Source organism: Emticicia fontis, assembly GCF_054779675.1.
Genome location: NZ_BAAGXU010000002.1, coordinates 235,583 through 254,504, shown reverse-complemented (window position 1 = coordinate 254,504; position 18,922 = coordinate 235,583). Strand labels below are relative to the sequence as shown.

Annotated in this window: 21 protein-coding genes; 14 read left to right on the top strand and 7 right to left on the bottom strand. The window is 37.2% G+C overall.

Features of this window, described 5'->3' with window-relative positions; translation table 11 throughout:
* Nucleotides 1-173 precede the first annotated feature (173 nt).
* The 4 genes from ACYVFA_RS02245 to ACYVFA_RS02230 all read right to left on the bottom strand — a co-directional run bounded on the left by ACYVFA_RS02245 (nt 174) and on the right by ACYVFA_RS02230 (nt 5,509).
* The gene (locus ACYVFA_RS02245; protein ID WP_460470161.1) at nt 174-1,715 is read right to left on the bottom strand and encodes a lytic transglycosylase domain-containing protein; all 1,542 of its coding nucleotides are present in this window, start codon (nt 1,713-1,715) and stop codon (nt 174-176) included.
* A gap of 273 nt (nt 1,716-1,988) precedes the next feature.
* A complete protein-coding gene (gatA, locus tag ACYVFA_RS02240) occupies nt 1,989-3,410 on the bottom strand; it encodes an amidase (RefSeq protein WP_460470160.1) in 1,422 nt (473 codons plus the stop codon).
* 263 nt (nt 3,411-3,673) lie between these two features.
* Nucleotides 3,674-4,594: a helix-turn-helix domain-containing protein gene (locus ACYVFA_RS02235; RefSeq protein WP_460470159.1), complete on the bottom strand. Its 921-nt coding sequence runs from the start codon at nt 4,592-4,594 to the stop codon at nt 3,674-3,676.
* A 12-nt stretch (nt 4,595-4,606) separates the two neighbouring features.
* Nucleotides 4,607-5,509 carry a Rossmann-fold NAD(P)-binding domain-containing protein gene (locus ACYVFA_RS02230; RefSeq protein WP_460470158.1) on the bottom strand — a complete coding sequence of 301 codons (903 nt, stop codon included), beginning with the start codon at nt 5,507-5,509 and terminating at the stop codon, nt 4,607-4,609.
* Between the two features lie 271 nt (nt 5,510-5,780).
* Between ACYVFA_RS02230 and ACYVFA_RS02225 the strand changes: the two genes are divergently transcribed.
* The 7 genes from ACYVFA_RS02225 (at nt 5,781) to ACYVFA_RS02195 (ending at nt 11,662) form a co-directional block, all read left to right on the top strand.
* Nucleotides 5,781-6,203, top strand: coding sequence for an OsmC family protein (locus tag ACYVFA_RS02225; RefSeq protein WP_460470157.1), 423 nt, complete (start codon nt 5,781-5,783; stop codon nt 6,201-6,203).
* A gap of 125 nt (nt 6,204-6,328) precedes the next feature.
* Nucleotides 6,329-6,547 (top strand): hypothetical protein, encoded by a 219-nt coding sequence (locus ACYVFA_RS02220; RefSeq protein WP_460470156.1) that lies wholly within the window; start codon nt 6,329-6,331, stop codon nt 6,545-6,547.
* A 243-nt stretch (nt 6,548-6,790) separates the two neighbouring features.
* The gene (locus ACYVFA_RS02215) at nt 6,791-7,147 is read left to right on the top strand and encodes a TfoX/Sxy family protein (RefSeq protein ID WP_460470155.1); all 357 of its coding nucleotides are present in this window, start codon (nt 6,791-6,793) and stop codon (nt 7,145-7,147) included.
* The gene (locus ACYVFA_RS02210; RefSeq protein ID WP_460470154.1) at nt 7,147-7,623 is read left to right on the top strand and encodes a YdeI/OmpD-associated family protein; all 477 of its coding nucleotides are present in this window, start codon (nt 7,147-7,149) and stop codon (nt 7,621-7,623) included. Before ACYVFA_RS02215 ends, ACYVFA_RS02210 begins: the two co-directional genes overlap by 1 nt.
* Nucleotides 7,624-7,825: 202 nt before the next feature.
* On the top strand, nt 7,826-8,137 hold the full coding sequence (locus tag ACYVFA_RS02205; RefSeq protein ID WP_460470153.1) for a hypothetical protein: 312 nt from the start codon (nt 7,826-7,828) through the stop codon (nt 8,135-8,137).
* Nucleotides 8,138-8,170: 33 nt separating this feature from the next.
* Nucleotides 8,171-10,432, top strand: coding sequence for an acyl-CoA dehydrogenase family protein (locus ACYVFA_RS02200; RefSeq protein ID WP_460470152.1), 2,262 nt, complete (start codon nt 8,171-8,173; stop codon nt 10,430-10,432).
* Nucleotides 10,433-10,867: 435 nt separating this feature from the next.
* Complete coding sequence (locus ACYVFA_RS02195; RefSeq protein ID WP_460470151.1) at nt 10,868-11,662, top strand: thymidylate synthase; 795 nt, start codon at nt 10,868-10,870, stop codon at nt 11,660-11,662.
* 70 nt (nt 11,663-11,732) lie between these two features.
* Here ACYVFA_RS02195 and ACYVFA_RS02190 read toward each other — a convergent pair whose 3' ends face one another.
* A complete protein-coding gene (locus ACYVFA_RS02190; RefSeq protein WP_460470150.1) occupies nt 11,733-12,125 on the bottom strand; it encodes a DUF2141 domain-containing protein in 393 nt (130 codons plus the stop codon).
* A gap of 72 nt (nt 12,126-12,197) precedes the next feature.
* Here ACYVFA_RS02190 and ACYVFA_RS02185 point away from each other — a divergent pair, with 72 nt between their 5' ends.
* From ACYVFA_RS02185 to ACYVFA_RS02155, 7 genes are all read left to right on the top strand, one after another.
* Complete coding sequence (locus tag ACYVFA_RS02185; protein WP_460470149.1) at nt 12,198-13,904, top strand: PHP domain-containing protein; 1,707 nt, start codon at nt 12,198-12,200, stop codon at nt 13,902-13,904.
* A 113-nt stretch (nt 13,905-14,017) separates the two neighbouring features.
* A complete protein-coding gene (locus ACYVFA_RS02180; protein ID WP_460470148.1) occupies nt 14,018-14,581 on the top strand; it encodes a Crp/Fnr family transcriptional regulator in 564 nt (187 codons plus the stop codon).
* Nucleotides 14,582-14,701: 120 nt separating this feature from the next.
* Nucleotides 14,702-15,028, top strand: coding sequence for a DMT family transporter (locus ACYVFA_RS02175; RefSeq protein WP_460470147.1), 327 nt, complete (start codon nt 14,702-14,704; stop codon nt 15,026-15,028).
* A 94-nt stretch (nt 15,029-15,122) separates the two neighbouring features.
* The gene (locus ACYVFA_RS02170) at nt 15,123-15,530 is read left to right on the top strand and encodes a VOC family protein (RefSeq protein WP_460470146.1); all 408 of its coding nucleotides are present in this window, start codon (nt 15,123-15,125) and stop codon (nt 15,528-15,530) included.
* A 76-nt stretch (nt 15,531-15,606) separates the two neighbouring features.
* A complete protein-coding gene (locus ACYVFA_RS02165) occupies nt 15,607-16,473 on the top strand; it encodes a DUF6438 domain-containing protein (RefSeq protein ID WP_460470145.1) in 867 nt (288 codons plus the stop codon).
* 17 nt (nt 16,474-16,490) lie between these two features.
* Complete coding sequence (locus tag ACYVFA_RS02160) at nt 16,491-16,976, top strand: SMI1/KNR4 family protein (protein WP_460470144.1); 486 nt, start codon at nt 16,491-16,493, stop codon at nt 16,974-16,976.
* Nucleotides 16,977-17,013: 37 nt separating this feature from the next.
* The gene (locus ACYVFA_RS02155; protein ID WP_460470143.1) at nt 17,014-17,469 is read left to right on the top strand and encodes a hypothetical protein; all 456 of its coding nucleotides are present in this window, start codon (nt 17,014-17,016) and stop codon (nt 17,467-17,469) included.
* Nucleotides 17,470-17,493: 24 nt separating this feature from the next.
* Here ACYVFA_RS02155 and ACYVFA_RS02150 read toward each other — a convergent pair whose 3' ends face one another.
* Both ACYVFA_RS02150 and ACYVFA_RS02145 read right to left on the bottom strand, forming a co-directional pair.
* Nucleotides 17,494-17,991 (bottom strand): hypothetical protein, encoded by a 498-nt coding sequence (locus ACYVFA_RS02150; RefSeq protein WP_460470142.1) that lies wholly within the window; start codon nt 17,989-17,991, stop codon nt 17,494-17,496.
* A gap of 43 nt (nt 17,992-18,034) precedes the next feature.
* Nucleotides 18,035-18,754: a carboxylesterase family protein gene (locus ACYVFA_RS02145; protein ID WP_460470141.1), complete on the bottom strand. Its 720-nt coding sequence runs from the start codon at nt 18,752-18,754 to the stop codon at nt 18,035-18,037.
* Between the last annotated feature and the right edge of the window lie 168 nt (nt 18,755-18,922).

Below are 18,922 nucleotides of genomic sequence, written 5' to 3'. Positions count from 1 at the left end.
TTTTTTTTATTAAATGGCGTTACAGCAGATTTGAAAGAGAGAATTGGATAGAGAAAATAGGTTTTTTCAGAACTGGTTAATTATAAGGCTCTTATAAAAGATTTTGTTGGTAACCCATAAACAAAAACGGCCTTTGGATTCCAAAGGCTGTTTTTTTAAGAAAAAAAGCATTATTAGCTGATTTTCAATTTTTGTCCGGTTTTTACGCTATTAGAACGTAAGCCATTCATTTTTTTGATTTTTTCGATAGAAATCCCTCCATATCGTTGTGAAATTTTCCATAGAGTATCACCTCTTTGCACGACATGATACTTAGGTTTGGTTCTTTCAATTTCTTTTTTGGTTTTTCTTTCAGCTTTTATTGTGCGTTCTACTTCTGCTACCTCGTCGTTGTCATCATCCAGAATCACCAATCTCTGGCCTTTCATGATTTTTGAAGACTTCAACTTGTTCCAGACTTTTATGTCATACATATCTACGTCAAACTTATCGGCAATTCTGTTTAATACATCACCTTTTTTTACAACGTAAATCCGTTTCTTAACTCTATGTATTTTCTTTACATCATCTTCTGTTCTTGCGGGTTTCACATTGGCATTGTCGTCCCCGTCGTCATTATCATCATTAGCTGCCGGATATTTGGCATTACCTCCGATAATAATCACACCTGACTCTGTCTGCGGATTGTTAGATGCCAGCATCGCAGGTCCATGATCTTTTGAGGCAGAGTCCAGAATCATCTGACGATTAGCTTCAAAATAAGCAAAACTTTCAGAAGGAATTCTCAATTCCAGTCCGCGATTCCATGATGGAACATAGCCTTTCAATAGATGCGGATTCAACAGTTGAATATCATCAATACTGATGCCACTGGCAGTACAGAAAGCCTCAACATCTACATATCCATCAACCGTTACCGTCTGGAACTCTCTAGGGCTCATTCTCAAAGAATCCTCTGCCGTAATCCCATACTCATCCGCATGATGCATCATATACATAATGGCAGTGAATTGCGGAACATAAGTACGGGTGTCTTTGTGAAGGTAAGGGTGAAGTTGCCAGTAGTTAGTGATGTTTCCGGCGCGGCGGATGGCTCTTCTTAAATTGCCCGGGCCTGTATTATAAGAAGCTAATACCAGTTCCCAGTCACCAAAAATGCGGTATAATTGTCTGAAATATCTACAAGCAGCATCTGTTGCTTTTTCGATATCCATTCTTTCGTCTACATACTCATCAATTCTTAGGCCATGTTCTTTTCCGGTTGGTTTCATGAATTGCCAGAGACCTACGGCTTTAGCTCTTGAAATGGCTTTTGGATTCAGACCTGACTCAATCATTGAAAGGTATTTCAATTCGTCAGGCATTTCATACTTTGCGAGATATTTCTCGAAAATCGGGAAATAAAAATCTTTTCTTTCAAGCATACGCTTGGTGAAGCTCGGTTTTTTGTAGATGAAGTAATCTACAAAACTGTGTACAGCGGCATTGTATTCCAGAGGAATTGTTTTTTGCATTTTCTGGAAACCATCACGTACTTTGTTTACATCAGCTGACGGAATAAATGATTCAACAACTGCTATCTCTTCTTTTTCTTTAAGAGTGTCTTCAGAAGAAACTGTGATAGCTTCTTGAGGAATTACAGACTGAGCGTGCGACGTAAAGCTGGCACTGCCAATAAGGCTCGTCAGGACGAGAAACTTCTTGATTAATGTCATAATTTCAATCTCTTTTACTAAGGGACCTTAGCCTTTGTTATGGATATAGGAAGCAAACTTTTCCAAAAATAGTCCATAACCTCTTGTTTGTCAAGTAATTGTAAAGTTTTTTTTAATATTTTCAATTTTTTCTGAAAAAATAATAAAGGCTTCAGGGTTAGTTTGAGTTATTTTTTTTATCTCAAAATGAGTTATATAAGGCTTCATTTTCAATGAAACAGAGTCATTTTGAGGTAAAGGCATCGTTTTTTCAAACTACTTCTGTGCTTATTATCACTGCAAAAATTTGGCAAACGCGAGCATTTCGCTTTCCTCAAAATTTCTGCCAAGCACCTGAATTCCAATCGGTAAACCTTCAGAATTCTGGCCGTTTGGTATAGAAATACACGGGTTTCCAATTACGTTTGCTTGCACTGTAAAAATATCAGCTAAGAACATCTGCAACTGATCCTCCGATTTTTCTCCAATCTTAAAAGGTGGTGTAGGAGTAGTAGGCGAAATCAAAAAATCGTATGACGCTAAGATTTTATCTGTTGATTCTTTTATTAAACGACGAACACGCTGTGCTTTGGTATAATAGGCATCATAATAATCTGCACTTAATACAAAAGTGCCTAAAACAATGCGTCGGCGCACCTCAGCACCGAATCCCTCTGCACGGGTTTTCTTATATAAATTTTCCAGATTTTTTATTTTATCTGCACTGGCCCTATAACCGTATTTAACGCCATCGAAACGCGACAGATTTGAACTGGCTTCTGCAGTGGTGAGTATATAATATGTAGGTAGTAGATATTTCAGCAATGGGTAGTCGACAGCTTCCACCACATGCCCTTGGTCTCTCAACCAATTTATTTTCTCAAAAGTTCGCTGCTTCACATCTTCGTCAAGTCCTTCACTTTCAAGGGCTTCACGCATATAGGCAATGCGGTATTGTTTTTTAGGTGCCAGTTGTTTAGAATATTCAGGCACCGCTCTGGTTGAAACCGTTGTATCATATTCATCGGCTCCGGCAATAATTTCCAGTAAGAGGGCGGCATCGTCAATATCTCTGGTAATAGGGCCTACACAATCAAATGAGGAAGCATAAGCAACCAGCCCCCATCTCGATACTCTTGAATAAGTAGGTTTTACGCCAATTACGCCACAAAAAGCAGCAGGTTGGCGAACCGAGCCACCTGTATCAGAACCTAAGGAAGCCAGACACATATCAGCTTGCACAGCCACGGCTGATGCTCCTGAAGAACCGCCGGGTACACGAGAAGTATCTGCATAGTTGCGTACTACTCCAAAAGCAGAATTCTCATTAGATGAACCCATCGCAAATTCATCACAGTTCTGGCGGCCAATGATAATCACGTCTTCGTCGATTACCCGCTGTACTGCTGTTGCTGTAAACTGCGATTCAAATTTATCCAGTATTTTACTGGCTGCCTGCAAACCATGGTTTTCGTGCGCCAATACATCTTTTACACCAATCACCATTCCGGCAAGGCGTCCGGCTGTACCGTTCTTAATTTTATTATCAACCTCCTCGGCGTGCTTTAAAGCCTCGTCGGCATATACTTCTAAAAAAACATTAAGATTTTTATTTTCTTCAATCCGTTGCAGATAATATTTGACCAATTCGACACAGGAGGTCTCTTGTTGGCTGATAGCCTCCTGAATTTCTTTTAATGAATTGTATTTCGCCATTTTGTCGGGTTTTTTCGCTTTTTCGTTAGAAAAAATAGTCTATTTGCCACAAAATCGGCTTGATAAAAGCACGTTTAAGTGGAGTAGTTCTGGTTCAAAAAGTCATTTGGAAATGCAATTTCTTAAAAAACTTTCAATAAGAAAAGAAGAAAGGAGAATGAGGCAAGGAAAAAGGAGGCAGAAACCACCCAATTGTGGCGCGAACGTCTTGTTCACATTAGACATTAAAAATAGAATAAATAAGCTACTAAGGCATTCTTCGTTCAATTAAAAGACTGCCTGAATTCTAAAGGAGAAAAATTAGTTTTAGTCTTAAATAATTTACTGAAAGACTGTGGATGTTCAAAGCCCAGGTCATAGGCTATTTCGCTGACTGATAAATCGGTAGTAGATAGTTTTTCCTTGGCTTTATCAATCAGTTTATCATGAATATGCTGTTGCGTACTTTGCCCGGTTAACACTTTCAGTAAACCCCGCAGGTAATTTGGCGATATATTGAGCGTTTCGGAAATAAACTGAACAGTGGGTAGGCCGTTTTTCAATAAATCTTCACTATTGAAATAATCAGTCAATAATTTTTCTAAACGGTCAAGTACCTGATGGTTGGCTTTTTGACGGGTAATAAACTGACGATGGTAAAATCTTTCAGAATAATTGAGCAAGGTTTCAATCTGTGAAATGATAATCTGTTGGCTGAACTTATCAATATTGGAGTGATATTCCTGCTGAATATTCTGGATGATATTAAGCATAATACCCTCTTCTTTCTCAGACATAAATAGGGCTTCATTGACCCCATAGCCAAAATACTCATAATTTTTGATGGTTTTGGCTAACGAAGTATTCCATAAGAAATCGGGATGAATTAGGAGCATCCACCCCGAATGCGTTGATGGAACAGACATATCGACAATAATACCAAATACTTGTCCGGGTGCTATAAAAAACATCACACCTTCATCAAAATCGTATTCCTGCTGCCCATATCTTATTTTAGCAACCGAATTTCGTTTTAAAGAAATCGAATAAAAATCCAGCACACAATGGTATTCATTATGCTCAGCCGTATGCTTTATCTGGCTATAATCCACCACACTGATTAGTGGATGCTCAGGTTTCTGCAAACCACGTAACTGGTGAAATTCGCTGATGGTTTTTATCCGATAAGTTTTGGTAGTTGCCAATGTCGAAATAATTTATTGTTGTTGGTAAACTGCTGCAAACTGTTTGGCAAAATCAACTAATCTGGTTTTGCTGAGCGTTGGTCTATTACGCGCATAATCTTCATATAAAACACCACCACGTCTGCTAGCGTTCATTTCCATAAAACCCTCGGCGGTTTGTGGATTCATGCCAATCGTTATTAAATTGTTCTTGAATTGTTCGTCAGGAATCGCCAGCCATTTTAAATCAGGTTGCCCGATGGCTTCACCTAAAATTTGGGCTACTTCGTTTGGAGATACCTCATCACTTGCGATATAGCGAATTTCTCTGCCATCAAACGGTTTGTCTATTTCCTTTGCAATCACTTCAGCAATATCAACTGGCGAAACCCAGGGTTCTTTCTCATCGCCACCATAATTAGAAATAATGGTATTCTGGCTTTTTATGGTTGGGATGAAAGCAAACATATTATAATAAAAACCAACCGGCCGCATAAATTTGATAGAAACATCATCCGGCAATTGATTCAGGGTTTGCTCAATTCTATAATGAAAGGCAAGCATCCCGTTTCCTTTTTCCATGTGCGCGCCGATACTACTTAAATGAATCACGCGCTTGATGCCCGACTCCTGAATAGCTTGTTTATAATTGCTTCCAATTTGAGACAAAGCCTCCACAATGTCAATATCTTTATCGAAATCACTATCCGAATTAAGTGTCACCATGGTATACACTATATCGTTTCCTTTAAAAGTTTCGGTCAAGAAATGCGCATCTTCCATCGTACCGATGGCAGCTATTGCACCCAAAGCTTCAATTTCAGCTTGTCTTTCAGCTTTACTGCTGATAACCGTAACCGAATGCCCTTTTTGCACCAACGCTTGTGTGAGTGGTTTGCCGATATGGCCTAACGAACCTGTTACTACTATTTTCATTTTTTTCTGTTATTTTGTTGATGCAAAATTCAGTAATAGCCCTAAAACGGATGTAGCCGAATCGCCTTTTGTTGTAGTCAAAAATGAAAGTGAGAGTTTTAGGAGACTATTCAGACTGATTTTGGATAAGATAATCAGGAAACTTTAGTAAAGGAATTCGGTGTTATCTCATAAATTAAACTAACTTGCCACCAGATAAAAATGTCGGCCTGAGTAGGAATAATTGATTTAGCAGATAGTTTTAACCAACGCATTACAACAAAATAAACATATGAAAGTTGAATTAGTCAGAGTAGATGATGCTTTTCATTTTGAGGCAAAAGGAACATCAGATGTAGCAGTAAATATAGATGCCAGCGTAGATATTGGCGGAAACAACCTTGGCGCAAGACCCATGGAATTGTTATTGATGGGTTTAGGCGGTTGCACGGCTATCGATGTGATTTTGGTTTTAAAGAAACAACGCCAGATAATTGAAGACTTAAGGATTTCGGTAGATGGCGAACGTGTACAGATAGAGGGTACAGAAATGAAGCCATTCAGAAAGATTAATGTGCATTTTGCTTTTAAAGGCACGATTGACCCTGAAAAAATAGAAAGAGCCATCAAACTCTCTATGGAAAAATACTGTTCGGCTACTGCCCAATTATCTGCATCAGCCGAAATCACTCATTCATACTCATTGAATCAGTAATTTAAGTATAAAATTAACAACGATATAACCCCAATTGCAATTTTATAAGACAAATTGCAATTGGCATAGTGTTTGTAATGAGTTAAGAACATACGTGTTTTTCAACTATAAACATTATTATCACTATGAAAACCTCAGTGTCTCGTCGTGTCCTTACGATTGCATTTTTTAGTGTTTTTATCGGAGTTTCTGCTTATGCTTTTGATTGGGGGAAAATCAAGAAAAAGAAAGACAAACAAGAAACGAAGTGTTGCAACAAGGCTATGGAAAAAGAATGTGCGAAAGAAATGAAAGAAGCCGCCAAGAGAGAAGGTAAAGCCTGTTGTGATAAAAAGACACGGTAATTTAAGTCGTTTTAACCTAAAATACCTGTAATATAACATTTTTCTGTTTTTGATTATTAGAAAATGGTCCCCGAAGCGTTCGGGGACTTTTTTTTGTACTTTCTCCTCCTTACCTTTTAATGAAGGAGACAAGGCTTTGCCTTTGTTTTTATCAAATATTAATTATACTAATCTCGCATCCACCATTCGCGATTCATTAATAATTTCCTATCTTTATAATCACACAAACCAAATAATACCGCAATGCCTTATAATGAAAATATCTTGCAACGAATCAGAGAAATCCTGATAGATAAACAAGTAGAATTTTCAGAAAAGAAAATGTTCAGTGGCATTTGTATCATGGTTGATGACAAGATGTTTTGCGCCACTCATATTGATAAAAAGACCGGAGATGATGTATTACTTTGTCGGCTAAGCGAGCAGGATTATGAAGCCGCTATGGAAGATGTCAATTGTGTGCCGATGGATTTTACAGGCAAATCTATGAAAGGCTATGTATATGTAACAGAAAATGGTTTCAAAAGCCAGAAGAACCTGGAGCAATGGATACAGAAATGTCTGGACTTTAACCCATTAGCCAAAAAATCGAAGAAATAATGGAGGTGCCATTGATTGACGGTAAGTATACTCTCAAAAAATATGAAGGGAAAGGCGGTTGGACCTATGCAGAAATCCCGGAAATTCCACAGGATAAACGTTCTCCTTTTGGCTGGGTGAGAGTAAGGGGTACAATTGATGATTTTGAAATCAGCGCTTATAATCTGATGCCAATGGGCAATGGGAAACTATTTCTGGCTGTGAAACTGGAAATCAGAAAGAAAATCAAAAAAGAGGCTGGCGATGAGGTACATATAATTCTGTTTGCTGATGATTTACCTACCGAAATCCCAGAGGAATTAAAAGAATGTATGCAAAATGAATTGGGTATTTATGAAAAATTCCTGTCCTATTCTGATGGTGAAAAAAAAGCCTTTATCGATTGGATTTATTCTGCGAAAACCGAAGAAACAAAAGCAGATAGAATAGTAAAAACTTTAGAGAAAATTGAAAAAGGTCAGAAGTTTTATAGGTGATTTTTAGGTTATTTCTACAACAAATGATGAAAACCAGACCACTCCAAACATAAGCACTTTCCAAACAGTTTGATTTTACGAAAAACCTTCTCCAATACTTTGAAAACACAATTTTAAGTCGGAAATTTAGGAAGGCGCTAAGTTTTGGGTAACAATCCGCGACTGGCCGTCCGCAACTAGCCGTCCGTATAACAAAATTATCATGACCGAAGAAAAGAGGAAGTCCAGTCAAAAAAAGAGCTACAAGCAGCATACTGTAAAAATACCAGTCACTCAAATAGCATCAGAAAAGGTAGACACTACGGTGACTACCTTTTTGTCTGAAGGCCTCTACGGTCTAAAGATGATTCAGCGTAATGACCACTCAGGCAGAACCGAAAAAATTGCCTTTATGGTAGGAACCTTTTTGAAAACTGACAGCAAAAGTTACCAAAGTATAAGAATGATGAGTAGGGAGATTCGCTTAATATTTATTCATCAATTCTCCATTCGCTATTCACAATTATTTCCCTAATTTTACCCTCCACATCAAACACAACCGAACCAAATGGAGAACACAAAACTGAAAGCTTTTCTTCCGCTCTTTTATATAGTCTGGTCTGACGACCTCTTAACCCAGAAAGAGTTAAGCACCTTAAAACAATTTATTGACGACCAAACCTGGTTGAGCCAGCAGGAACAAAAGCAATTGATGGAAGAAGTAGATATTGCTGCCCCACCATCAAGACAGCAATTAGCTGAATGGAGAGCCGAAATAGAAGAAGGTTTAAAGGCATTGCCTGATGCCAAAGATATATTTGATATTTCAGTCTGGTTAGCCAAAAATGACCCAACTATTGTCGATCTTGAACCTGTTTTTACGAATCTTGAATTTAATCTGGGACTTGCGGGCGAAGAGGCAATTAGTCAGTTCAAAACGTTTGAAAATACTTTTACCTCTGTTCACCAAACCGTCAGCAGTTTTGATACGCAGAAACTGACACAGCTATTGGATGGAGAGTATACAGATATTATCAAAAAAGTAAAGGGGATTATCAGCCGGCCAGAGTTCGCTTATGAAACCTCAACCGATATAAACGTCTATCGTGAAAAGGTTTTGCAATGGTGCAAGATATTGGCCGATGAAAATATGGGTAATATGGCATACCCGAAGCAATATGGTGGCGGAGAAAACATTGCCGATTATTTTGCCATTATGGAAACGCTCAGCTATCATGATTTGAGTCTGGTAATAAAATTTGGCGTACAATTCGGACTCTGGGGCATGAGTGTCATGTTTTTAGGGACAGAAAAGCATTATAAAAAATACCTGCAAGCCATTGGCTCATTAGAATTGCCCGGTTGCTTTGCCATGACAGAAACTAATCACGGGTCTAATGTGAAGGGTATTGAAACCACTGCCACTTATAATCATGAGAGCCAGACATTTACGATTCATACCCCTCATGCCAATGCAAGAAAAGAATACATAGGCAATGCCGCCAAACATGGGCAAATGGCAACCGTTTTTGCCAAATTAATCATTGATGGAAAAGATTATGGTGTTAATGCCTTTGTAGTACCCTTGCGAGATAAAAAAGGGAATATACTCAAAGGGATTACCATCGGCGATTGCGGCCATAAAATGGGCTTGAATGGCGTTGATAACGGAACTATCATTTTTGATAATGTAGTGATTCCTAAAGAAGATATGCTTGATAAATTCGCCTCGGTCAATGAAAATGGTGAATTTGAAAGCCCGATACCAAGTGATAACCGCCGTTTCTTTACAATGCTGGGGACTTTAGTAGGAGGTAGGATAGGAATCCCTCGTTCGGCACTTTCGGCAGCAAAATCAGGCTTAACTATTGCCATTAAATACGGCGACCAACGCCGACAATTCGGCCCGGAAGGTGGCTCAGAAGTACCAATTTTAAATTATCGGATGCACCAACGCCGGTTGATTCCTTTGTTAGCGAAAACCTATGCCATGCACTTTGGTGTGCGATACCTGACCAACCGATTCCTGCATCGCACAGAAGAAGAAATGCAGGAGATTGAAGCCATCGCTGCCGGAATGAAATCTTATGTAACTTGGAGTGTCAGAGATATTTTGCAAGAATGCCGTGAAGCTTGTGGTGGGAAAGGCTATTTATCTGAAAATCGCATTGATGCCCTGAAAAACGATACAGAGATTTATACCACTTTTGAAGGGGATAATACGGTTCTGATGCAATTGGTGGCTAAAAGTCGTCTGGCAGAATTCAGAAAATCATTTGAAAAAATGGATAGCATGGGTATGCTGAATTATGTCTACGAACAGACCAAGACCGTAATTATGCAGAAAAACCCAATGGCTACCCGCAAGACTGACGAGGCTCATTTATTGGATGATACTTTTCATAAAAACGCCTTTGAATACCGCGAGAAAGTAATACTGGCTTCTGCCGCGAAACGTCTGAAAAAATTGATTGATAGTGGTCTCGATTCTTACGATGCCTTCAACGTAGCGCAGCATCAGATGCTTGATGTGGCTCAGGCTTATCTCGACCGACTGATGTTGGAGCAATTTCAACAAGTTGTAAGTACTGATGAAGACGAAGGAACCAAAAACATACTCACGAAGTTAAAACAATTATTTGCTTTATCGCAGATTGAAAAAAACAAAGGTTGGTATCTGGAAGAAGGTTATATGGAGGCCCCTAAAACCAAAGCTATCAGAAAATTAGTCAATCAGCTATGTTGGGATATCAGAACCGATGCCGTGCCTTTGGTCAAATCATTTGATATACCAGACTCATGTCTGGCAGCACCAATTGCGTTTTTGTAAAACGAAAGCTAGTTGTCTGAGATTAGCCTTCCACTTTTCAAATTGTTTTACAGCTGTATATTTAAAGTAGTTAGGAGCTTGAACATTTAAAGATCGAGACAAGGCATTGCCGTTGCCTTTACTAAATTTTTTCTTTAATGGAGCCTTTTAATTTGCTCGAAAATAACAACTAAAATTATAACCATAAAACATCATTTCCTGTTTGAGTGCGATTAAAAATCAAGAAAGGAGTTATGAAAATATAAATAGTCTATCGGATTTTTAATTGTACGAGTTTAAATGATGCCGGCTTTTTTGGTTACTTTTTTTCCGGTAAAAAAAGTAACATCTTTTAAACAAAGAAAGATTTACAAAAGAAGCTCACTGGAAGATTAACGTCTAGTATTATGTAATTTATTACCTTTGCAAAATAATTCCAAATAGGCATAACACCCCATGAAACAATACCAGGACTTACTACGTCATATCCTCGAAAACGGAACAAAAAAAACAGACCGCACAGGCACAGGAACTATCAGTGTGTTTGGGTATCAGATGCGGTTTAATCTGCAAGAGGGTTTTCCACTCGTTACTACCAAAAAAGTACATACCAAATCTATCATTCATGAATTGTTATGGTTTATCAAAGGAGAAACCAATACGGCATATCTGAAAGAAAATGGGGTATCTATCTGGGACGAATGGGCTGATGCTGAGGGGAATCTTGGGCCGGTTTATGGGAAGCAATGGCGCAGTTGGGCAACAACCGACGGACGCAGTATTGACCAGTTGAAAGAAGTATTAAAGCAGCTAAAAAACTCGCCGGATTCACGTCGCATTATTGTTTCAGCCTGGAATGTGGGTGAATTGTCACAAATGGCACTAATGCCTTGCCATGCGCTGTTTCAGTTTTATGTGGCAGATAATAAACTTTCGTGTCAGCTATATCAACGCAGTGCAGATGTATTTCTGGGTGTGCCTTTTAATATTGCTTCTTATGCCTTATTGACCATGATGATTGCACAGGAATGCGGCTTAGAAGCGCATGAGTTTATCTGGACTGGTGGTGATACGCATATTTACTCAAACCATCTGGAGCAGGTCGAGCTACAATTATCAAGAGAGCCACGCAAGCTCCCTAAAATGTGGATGAATCCTGAGGTCAAAAGCATTTTCGACTTCAAATACGAAGATTTCAAACTGGAAGAATATGACCCGTATCCAGCTATTAAGGCTCCGGTTGCGGTGTAAACGATAGACATTTTACTGTAAGCCTATTTTTGATAGGGCTTACAGTAAGATTTAAGTTGAAACTTATAGCTTACTTCAACACAATCTCCAAAGCTTTATCTTCCTTCAACCAGAACAAACTTTCATTAAAATCAGGTGGCCCCATGATAGCCTTTACATTGTTAGACATTCCCCAACCCTCTTTCGGAATTCCGAACAAACCTGTGTCTAATTTCTTATTGTCATTTTCATCATGAAATACCCTTACAGAGTATTGTCCGGCATTTAAATCCTTTATTTCAACTGATACCTGCTTATTGGCAATGGGCTGTATAAGACGTTTAACCGATTTCTTTTGTGCATCCAATACCTCTAACATCAGGGTGCCTTTATTATTTTCGAACCCTTTAATATTTACTTTTAACATGGGGTTCTGTGCCATAGCAGCACTAGAAATTAGCATAAAAAACAATACCTTTCTCATAATTTATTACGTTCTTTGAATCTGTTTTTTAGGACGCCCAGTGAAGGCTAACATTTCAACAAATATACAAACATGGTTACTAATTCCTATATCGTAGAGACGCTTGAAATTACTGCAAAATTAATGGAATTGCATGACGCAGATGAACTCAGAGTAAGAGTTTTCACAAATGCAATCTATTATATGGATAAATATACAGGAGATCTGGCTGCTTTAGATTTCGGACAACTTACGCAGATTCAAGGAGTTGGAAAAACGATGGCTGGCAAAATCCTGGAGATTGTTAATTCAGGCACATTGAAAGAACTGCAGGAATTGCTCGCCAATACGCCCGAGGGTGTGATTGATATGTTCAAGATAAAGGGCATTGGCGTAAAAAAGATAAAAGTTCTCTGGAAAGAAGTAGGCATAGATAATATCAACGACCTGCAGATTGCCTGCGAAAACGGAAGCCTTGCCAAAGTAAAAGGCTTTGGTGGCAAGACACAGGAGTCGATTCTGCAATCAATTACTTTTGTGAATAGTCAGGCAGGTAAATTGCGTATGGATAAAGCACAGGCATTGGCAGAAGTGATTCAGCAGGAATTGGAAAAATACTTTGCCAAAGTAGAAATATCAGGTGAGGTAAGACGTAAAAGTGAAATAGTAGAGTCATTGTTGTTTTTAGTGACAAATGAAGATAACCATGCAGGAAGCTTCTTTACTAATTTGCCCGAAAGTTTTGTTGAAGACCCGAAATCATCCTCACCTTTTACCTGGAGAGGCGCTTATCTCGACAATAAAATCAATCTGGAAATCAAATGGGTGGCAAATAACCAGCTTTTGCATAAGCAATTTATTTATTCAGCAGATGCTCATCATTTGAATCATAAAAATGAGAAAGGCCAGACGCTTCTGAAACTAAGTAAAGCCGAAGGGCTGAAAAGCGAAGAGGAGATTTATGAAAAGTATGGTATCCCTTACATTATCCCTGAAATGCGTGAAGGTGATTTTGAATTTGACTGGATTCAGAATCGCAAAAATGAAGATTTAGTGACATGGGAAAGCCTGAAAGGAATTATGCACAATCACTCAACCTATTCTGACGGTCGTCATTCTTTAGAGCAAATGGCAAGCTATTGTCAGGAATTAGGCTTTGAGTATTTAGGTATCGCCGACCACTCTCAATCGGCGCAATATGCTTCCGGTCTGTTAATTACCAAAGTGCAGCAACAACACGCTGAAATAGAGCAATTGAATAAAAAACTGAATGTTGCGGGTGGCAAGCCATTCAAGATTTTAAAAGGCATTGAATCTGATATTTTAGGTGATGGGTCATTAGATTATCCGGATGAAGTACTGGCAAGTTTCGATTATATTGTGGCATCTGTTCACTCAAACCTGAATATGACAGAGCCTCGCGCTAATGAGCGACTCGTAAGAGCCATAGAAAATCCTTATACCACTATTTTAGGACATCCAACGGGTCGTTTACTTCTATCAAGACAAGGCTATCCGATTGATTATAAGTTAATCATTGATGCCTGTGCAGCTAATGGGGTTGTGATTGAAATTAATGCGAGTCCATACCGCCTCGATTTAGATTGGCGTTGGATTCAATACTCCTTAGAAAAGGGCGTAATGCTCAGCATTAACCCAGATGCCCATGAAATGGAAGGCTACCATGATATGCGTTATGGCGTAGCGGTTGCCCGTAAAGGTGGATTGACTGCTGATATGACTTTCAATGCCTTAAGTTTGGTGGAAATGGAAGCTTATTTGGCAAAGAAGAGGGGATGATAAGAACGTATTTTTGCAAAAGAGTAGGGGTTCGGAATTTTGAACCCCATTTTTGATAGGTGAAATTATAACTGGCTGTTTTTCAGTACTATTCCTCTGACAATTTTTAATCCATGCAAATCTATCAAATCCTCACACAAATCTATCCTGTTCCTGAAGCATCATTATTGCGACTAATAGCTTGTATCACTGAAGTACATTTCCTGAGAAAACACCTCTTACTAAAAGCAGATACTATCGAGCGAAAAATCTATTTTATCAAAAAAGGTATTGTGAGAGCCTATGCTTATCAGAACGAGGCAGAAATAACATTCTGGTTTGGTAAAGAGGGTGAAACCATTATTTCTATGAAAAGCTATGTAATGAATCAGCCGGGCTACGAGAATATTGAATTATTGGAAGACTGTGAGCTATACGAACTGCAAACCGACAAACTACAAGAGCTTTTTAATCAGGATATTCATATTGCCAATTGGGGTAGAAAATTTGCTGAACAGGAATTGATAAAAACAGAAGAACGATTAATTGCCAGACAATTCAGCACAGCAGCAGAACGCTATGGTGCTTTACTGAAAAATCAGCCGGATTTACTTCAAAGAGTATCATTAGGTTATATCTCTTCTTATTTGGGTATCACCCAAGTAAGTTTAAGTCGAATCAGAGCAGAAATTAAATAACACGATTCATAACTAGCCGTCCGCTTTTTAACATTTGTAAAAGGAATCACTCGCCAATATCCAGACTTTTGTATCATGATTTCAGTAAGAAAACTGTGTAATCGTTAAAACAAAAAGGATATGAATTGGATAGTTTTAATTTTAGCAGGCTTATTTGAAGTAGCCTTTGCCACCTGTTTAGGAAAAGCAAGAACAAGCAATGGAGTTGGAGCGTATTGGTGGTATGCAGGCTTTGTACTATCTTTAATAAGCAGTATGTTGTTATTGATGAAAGCCTTAGATAATCTACCAATTGGCACAGCCTACACGGTTTGGACAGGTATAGGAGCCATCGGGACAGTATTAATCGGCATACTTGTATTTAAAGAGCCTGCTAATTTCTGGAGAATTTTCTTTTTACTAACCCTGATTGGTTCGGTGATAGGCTTAAAGGTTATTTCGCATTGAGAATAAAGTTTATTAACATAGAATTAATAGTTTTCCCTTTAATGCCTGCAAATAAGTGATATTTTTGGTACTCAATTCAAACAGAAATTAAACTATGCAAAAGACCACCACTTTTCTGATGTTTGTAGGCGAACAATTCGGCAAAGCGGAAGAAGCGATCAATTTTTATATTTCATTATTCAAAGACTCAGGCATTCAAAGCATCGAACATTTTAAAGCCAATGAGCCGGGAGGAAAAGAAGGAACAGTAAAACTCGCCACTTTTACTCTTGCCGCACAGTCTTACATGGCCATTGATAGTGGCTTTGAACATAAATTCACTTTTACTCCTGCGATATCGATTTATGTCAATTGCGAATCTGAAGAAGAATTAGAGACACTTTACAAGAGTCTATCTGATGGAGGAAGCATTCTGATGCCCTTAGGGGACTATGGATTCAGTAAAAAATTTGGTTGGGTAGCTGATAAATATGGAGTTAACTGGCAATTGAATTGGGCTTGATACTTAGTTATGCATAATTATCCCTTGTAAAAATAGGGATAATTATATATTTTTAAAGCTAAAATAAAGCTGTGTAATGAAAAGTTTAGTTGCTTCCCTTTTCTTATTTATTATTTTGTTAAGCTGTAAGCAAAATAATGAAATTGATAAACTCCAGACTTTTAAACAAGTCAATCAATTTATTTCTGATAAAATTGATAAAGAATCTTTTTATAGAAGAGAAATAGTTATTGATACAATTCCAGGGGAATTTTATTCGTATACCGATTCAGTTAAATACATTAAAAATAATAAATTCTTTAAGATAGATATTGATAATAATGGCCTTACAGACTTATTGCTGAATAAAAATAGGGTTATTGTAGCATTACTTGACAAAGGAAACAAAAAATATGAAACCCATTTTCTGAATGAGAAAGAAATTGCTCATATATATGCAGATTCACTTATTTCAATAGATAGGCAAAAAGTTATAGTATTACGGGTAGCGCATCCTAAACCAAGAATAGATACACTGATTTATAAATTTGATGGATTTTTAGAATATAATCCAAAAGTAAATACTGATTTTAACTTTAATAAAATGAGGTTTACTACTACTATGTGTTATGGTATATGCCCAGTTTTTGAAATAATAGTTAATAAAGATAGAACAGCTACCTATAATGCTATTCAATATAATAAAAAACAAGGAGAATTTAGAGCAACAATCCCTACTGAAGAATTTGATGAACTTATGGCATTATTGATCTATCTTAATCTAGCTAACCTTAAAGGAAATTATGAGGTTGGATGGACTGATGACCAGACAGCAACAACCCAAATCAGTTATAGTGGTATAAATAAAAGTATTGAAGACTATGGGCTTCAAGGGACTTTTGGTTTAAAGCTATTATATAAGAAAATGTTTGATTGGCGTGAGAGAATAGATTGGAAAAAGTAAAATTTAATAATAAACTAATGAATTGGGAAGCATTTATAAATAACCTTGATTTAACAGATGTAAAATCTACTTACCATTTCAATTCTCCTGCAGCGGATGACCAATTAGAAGAATTGCAAACCAGTTTTCAGCTTAATGAGCTACCACAGGAATTACTTGACTTATATAGACAGGCAAATGGTATTGAGGAGTATCTCAATATTGAAGGAATCTTGAATAATGAAAAAATAGGAGAACTTATCTGGCCAATTGAAAGAGTGATTGAGACTAATAAGGAATTCAGAACTCATCCCAACTTTAAAGATTTATATATATCGTTTGAGCAACTATTATTTGTAGCAGATGCAGGTAATGGGGATTTATTTGGATTTATAACGCTAAATGGAAATTTCGACCGAGATGATATTTTTGTCTGGAATCATGAAAATGATAGTCGCGTATGGGTTGCGCCGAATCTTACAAAATTTGTAGAAGGCTGGCTAAAGGGAGATATTACAGTTTAAAATGTAAATCAATTTTAAAACTTTTAGAATTAAATTAATGCCTGAGCTAATCCATTCAATCAACGAAATTGCCAAATTTGGCCTCCATCCAAACCTAAATGTGGCTGATAAAGAGCTATTTTTAGAAAAACATTTAGTAACGATTTATAAACTCTATTTTGGAGTTGAGTACGAGTTTGATCATCATAACTATCCTGAGTTTGATAAGTCTACATTACCTGATATCCGTAAAAATGTCGAAAGCAATTTTCAGGGATTTGGTTATTATAAAACAGTTATTGATATCAATAACACGACTGATTATACTAATATAGGCTTAGGCGATGCCATTGATGATTTAACTGATATTATAATTGATTTGCTGGAGGTTACGTGGCGAATAGAAAACAATAGCCTCAATGACGGACTCTATTATTTTAAAACTGTTTTCCACTTTCATACACAACAGCATATATTAGACTTGCTGAATTTCATGAAGCAGCGAGAGGGTTGATGGTTAAATAGTTTTATAAGGTCATTATTCTACGGGATATTTTGTGTCTCCAAAAAAATACTGCACAGGTTTAGGCGTATTGCCTATATCTTCATTAGAATAGTATTCATCTTCTAAAACGTTAATAACTAAATTATAAATCATTGCTGAAAATGGATCTTCATGAATTAAAGCGGGTAAGACAAGCGTATATGACCAAAATCTCTTCATCAAAAACCTAATCTCACAATTAATTATACCCTTCTCTATATTAGCTAGAAGTAGGTCTTCAAACTCTTTAGAACTACCTATAATTGAAAAACAGCCTTCACCATTCTCATCTAACTCATACCCTTTCGTTAAATCATCAATCATAATTTTATCTTTACCCACAAATAACCATAATTTTTCAGATGGTACATTTTCAGTTTCTCTAATTACAGCATTGGGCCATATCTTCTTTATTTCATCTTGTATTTTGTCTACTACATCAAAAATAGAAACTTGTGAGTAGATAATATAATCATATCCTGTTACTTCCATAATTGTTAAGCTAAGCTATGTCTGATTGTATTTCTTTTGATTTTTATTTTCTTTTCCACTGCAACATCCACTCATAAATCTCATTCCCCTCATACAAATACTGAATGCTATGCCCTTCATTTTCCAGACGTGTGAATTTGATATTTCCTTTACATTCTTCCAAAGCTTTTACCACTCGTTCAGTTTCGCTGATAGGAATAACATTATCTGCGGTTCCATGAAAAGTCCAGATAGGCATATTTTTTATGGTAGAACATATTATGGTCATATCACTATCGTTGAGACCTCCACATAATGGTGCAATAGCAGCCAGTTTATCTGCATGATCCATTCCGGCTATAAAGGTACCATAACCACCTAAGCTGATTCCAGTCAGATAAATACGGTCTTTATCTATTCTATATTTAGTAGTTAGTTCAGTATATAATGAATCAAACCAGTTTTCGGTACTCCAATATTTCTCGTCAGGACACTGTGGAGAAGCCACGATGAAGTTAAAGTCTTTACCTTTATCAATCACATAGGGTATCCCGTAGCCTTTCAACTTGTTTAAATCATTTCCCCGATGCGAACTCCCATGTAGATAAATAACCAAAGGGTATGGCATAGTTTTTTTATCGTAATCCTTAGGTAAGTACAACAAATAATTATATCTGGCCTTGGGTTTATTAATGGCTTGTCCATAAGTGCAGCTTAAGCAGAGAAGAGAAAGGAGTGAGCAAATAATAAGGCAACGGGTAAAGGAATAATTCAGAAAGCACATAGCGATTTAGTTTGAAATGATTGATTATCAGGGATTTGTCAGGTCAAGTGCTTTAGTAAATCAGCAAACCATTTTTTAGAATAATAATACTGCAATTTAATGAATTTAAGGCATTTTTTTGATGAGTAGTCGGAACATAATTTTTGCATTACTTTGAAAAAAATGTTG

Bases quoted from the DNA above. Each gene is read 5' to 3' on its own strand.
- ACYVFA_RS02200 (WP_460470152.1), top strand. From the start codon at position 8,171: ATGGAGAACACAAAACTGAAAGCTTTTCTTCCGCTCTTTTATATAGTC.
- ACYVFA_RS02245 (WP_460470161.1), bottom strand. From the start codon at position 1,715: ATGACATTAATCAAGAAGTTTCTCGTCCTGACGAGCCTTATTGGCAGT.
- ACYVFA_RS02165 (WP_460470145.1), top strand. From the start codon at position 15,607: ATGAAAAGTTTAGTTGCTTCCCTTTTCTTATTTATTATTTTGTTAAGC.
- ACYVFA_RS02170 (WP_460470146.1), top strand. From the start codon at position 15,123: ATGCAAAAGACCACCACTTTTCTGATGTTTGTAGGCGAACAATTCGGC.
- ACYVFA_RS02180 (WP_460470148.1), top strand. From the start codon at position 14,018: ATGCAAATCTATCAAATCCTCACACAAATCTATCCTGTTCCTGAAGCA.
- ACYVFA_RS02150 (WP_460470142.1), bottom strand. From the start codon at position 17,991: ATGGAAGTAACAGGATATGATTATATTATCTACTCACAAGTTTCTATT.
- ACYVFA_RS02195 (WP_460470151.1), top strand. From the start codon at position 10,868: ATGAAACAATACCAGGACTTACTACGTCATATCCTCGAAAACGGAACA.
- gatA (WP_460470160.1), bottom strand. From the start codon at position 3,410: ATGGCGAAATACAATTCATTAAAAGAAATTCAGGAGGCTATCAGCCAA.
- ACYVFA_RS02220 (WP_460470156.1), top strand. From the start codon at position 6,329: ATGAAAACCTCAGTGTCTCGTCGTGTCCTTACGATTGCATTTTTTAGT.
- ACYVFA_RS02190 (WP_460470150.1), bottom strand. From the start codon at position 12,125: ATGAGAAAGGTATTGTTTTTTATGCTAATTTCTAGTGCTGCTATGGCA.
- ACYVFA_RS02155 (WP_460470143.1), top strand. From the start codon at position 17,014: ATGCCTGAGCTAATCCATTCAATCAACGAAATTGCCAAATTTGGCCTC.
- ACYVFA_RS02210 (WP_460470154.1), top strand. From the start codon at position 7,147: ATGGAGGTGCCATTGATTGACGGTAAGTATACTCTCAAAAAATATGAA.
- ACYVFA_RS02205 (WP_460470153.1), top strand. From the start codon at position 7,826: ATGACCGAAGAAAAGAGGAAGTCCAGTCAAAAAAAGAGCTACAAGCAG.
- ACYVFA_RS02215 (WP_460470155.1), top strand. From the start codon at position 6,791: ATGCCTTATAATGAAAATATCTTGCAACGAATCAGAGAAATCCTGATA.
- ACYVFA_RS02175 (WP_460470147.1), top strand. From the start codon at position 14,702: ATGAATTGGATAGTTTTAATTTTAGCAGGCTTATTTGAAGTAGCCTTT.
- ACYVFA_RS02185 (WP_460470149.1), top strand. From the start codon at position 12,198: ATGGTTACTAATTCCTATATCGTAGAGACGCTTGAAATTACTGCAAAA.
- ACYVFA_RS02230 (WP_460470158.1), bottom strand. From the start codon at position 5,509: ATGAAAATAGTAGTAACAGGTTCGTTAGGCCATATCGGCAAACCACTC.
- ACYVFA_RS02145 (WP_460470141.1), bottom strand. From the start codon at position 18,754: ATGTGCTTTCTGAATTATTCCTTTACCCGTTGCCTTATTATTTGCTCA.
- ACYVFA_RS02225 (WP_460470157.1), top strand. From the start codon at position 5,781: ATGAAAGTTGAATTAGTCAGAGTAGATGATGCTTTTCATTTTGAGGCA.
- ACYVFA_RS02160 (WP_460470144.1), top strand. From the start codon at position 16,491: ATGAATTGGGAAGCATTTATAAATAACCTTGATTTAACAGATGTAAAA.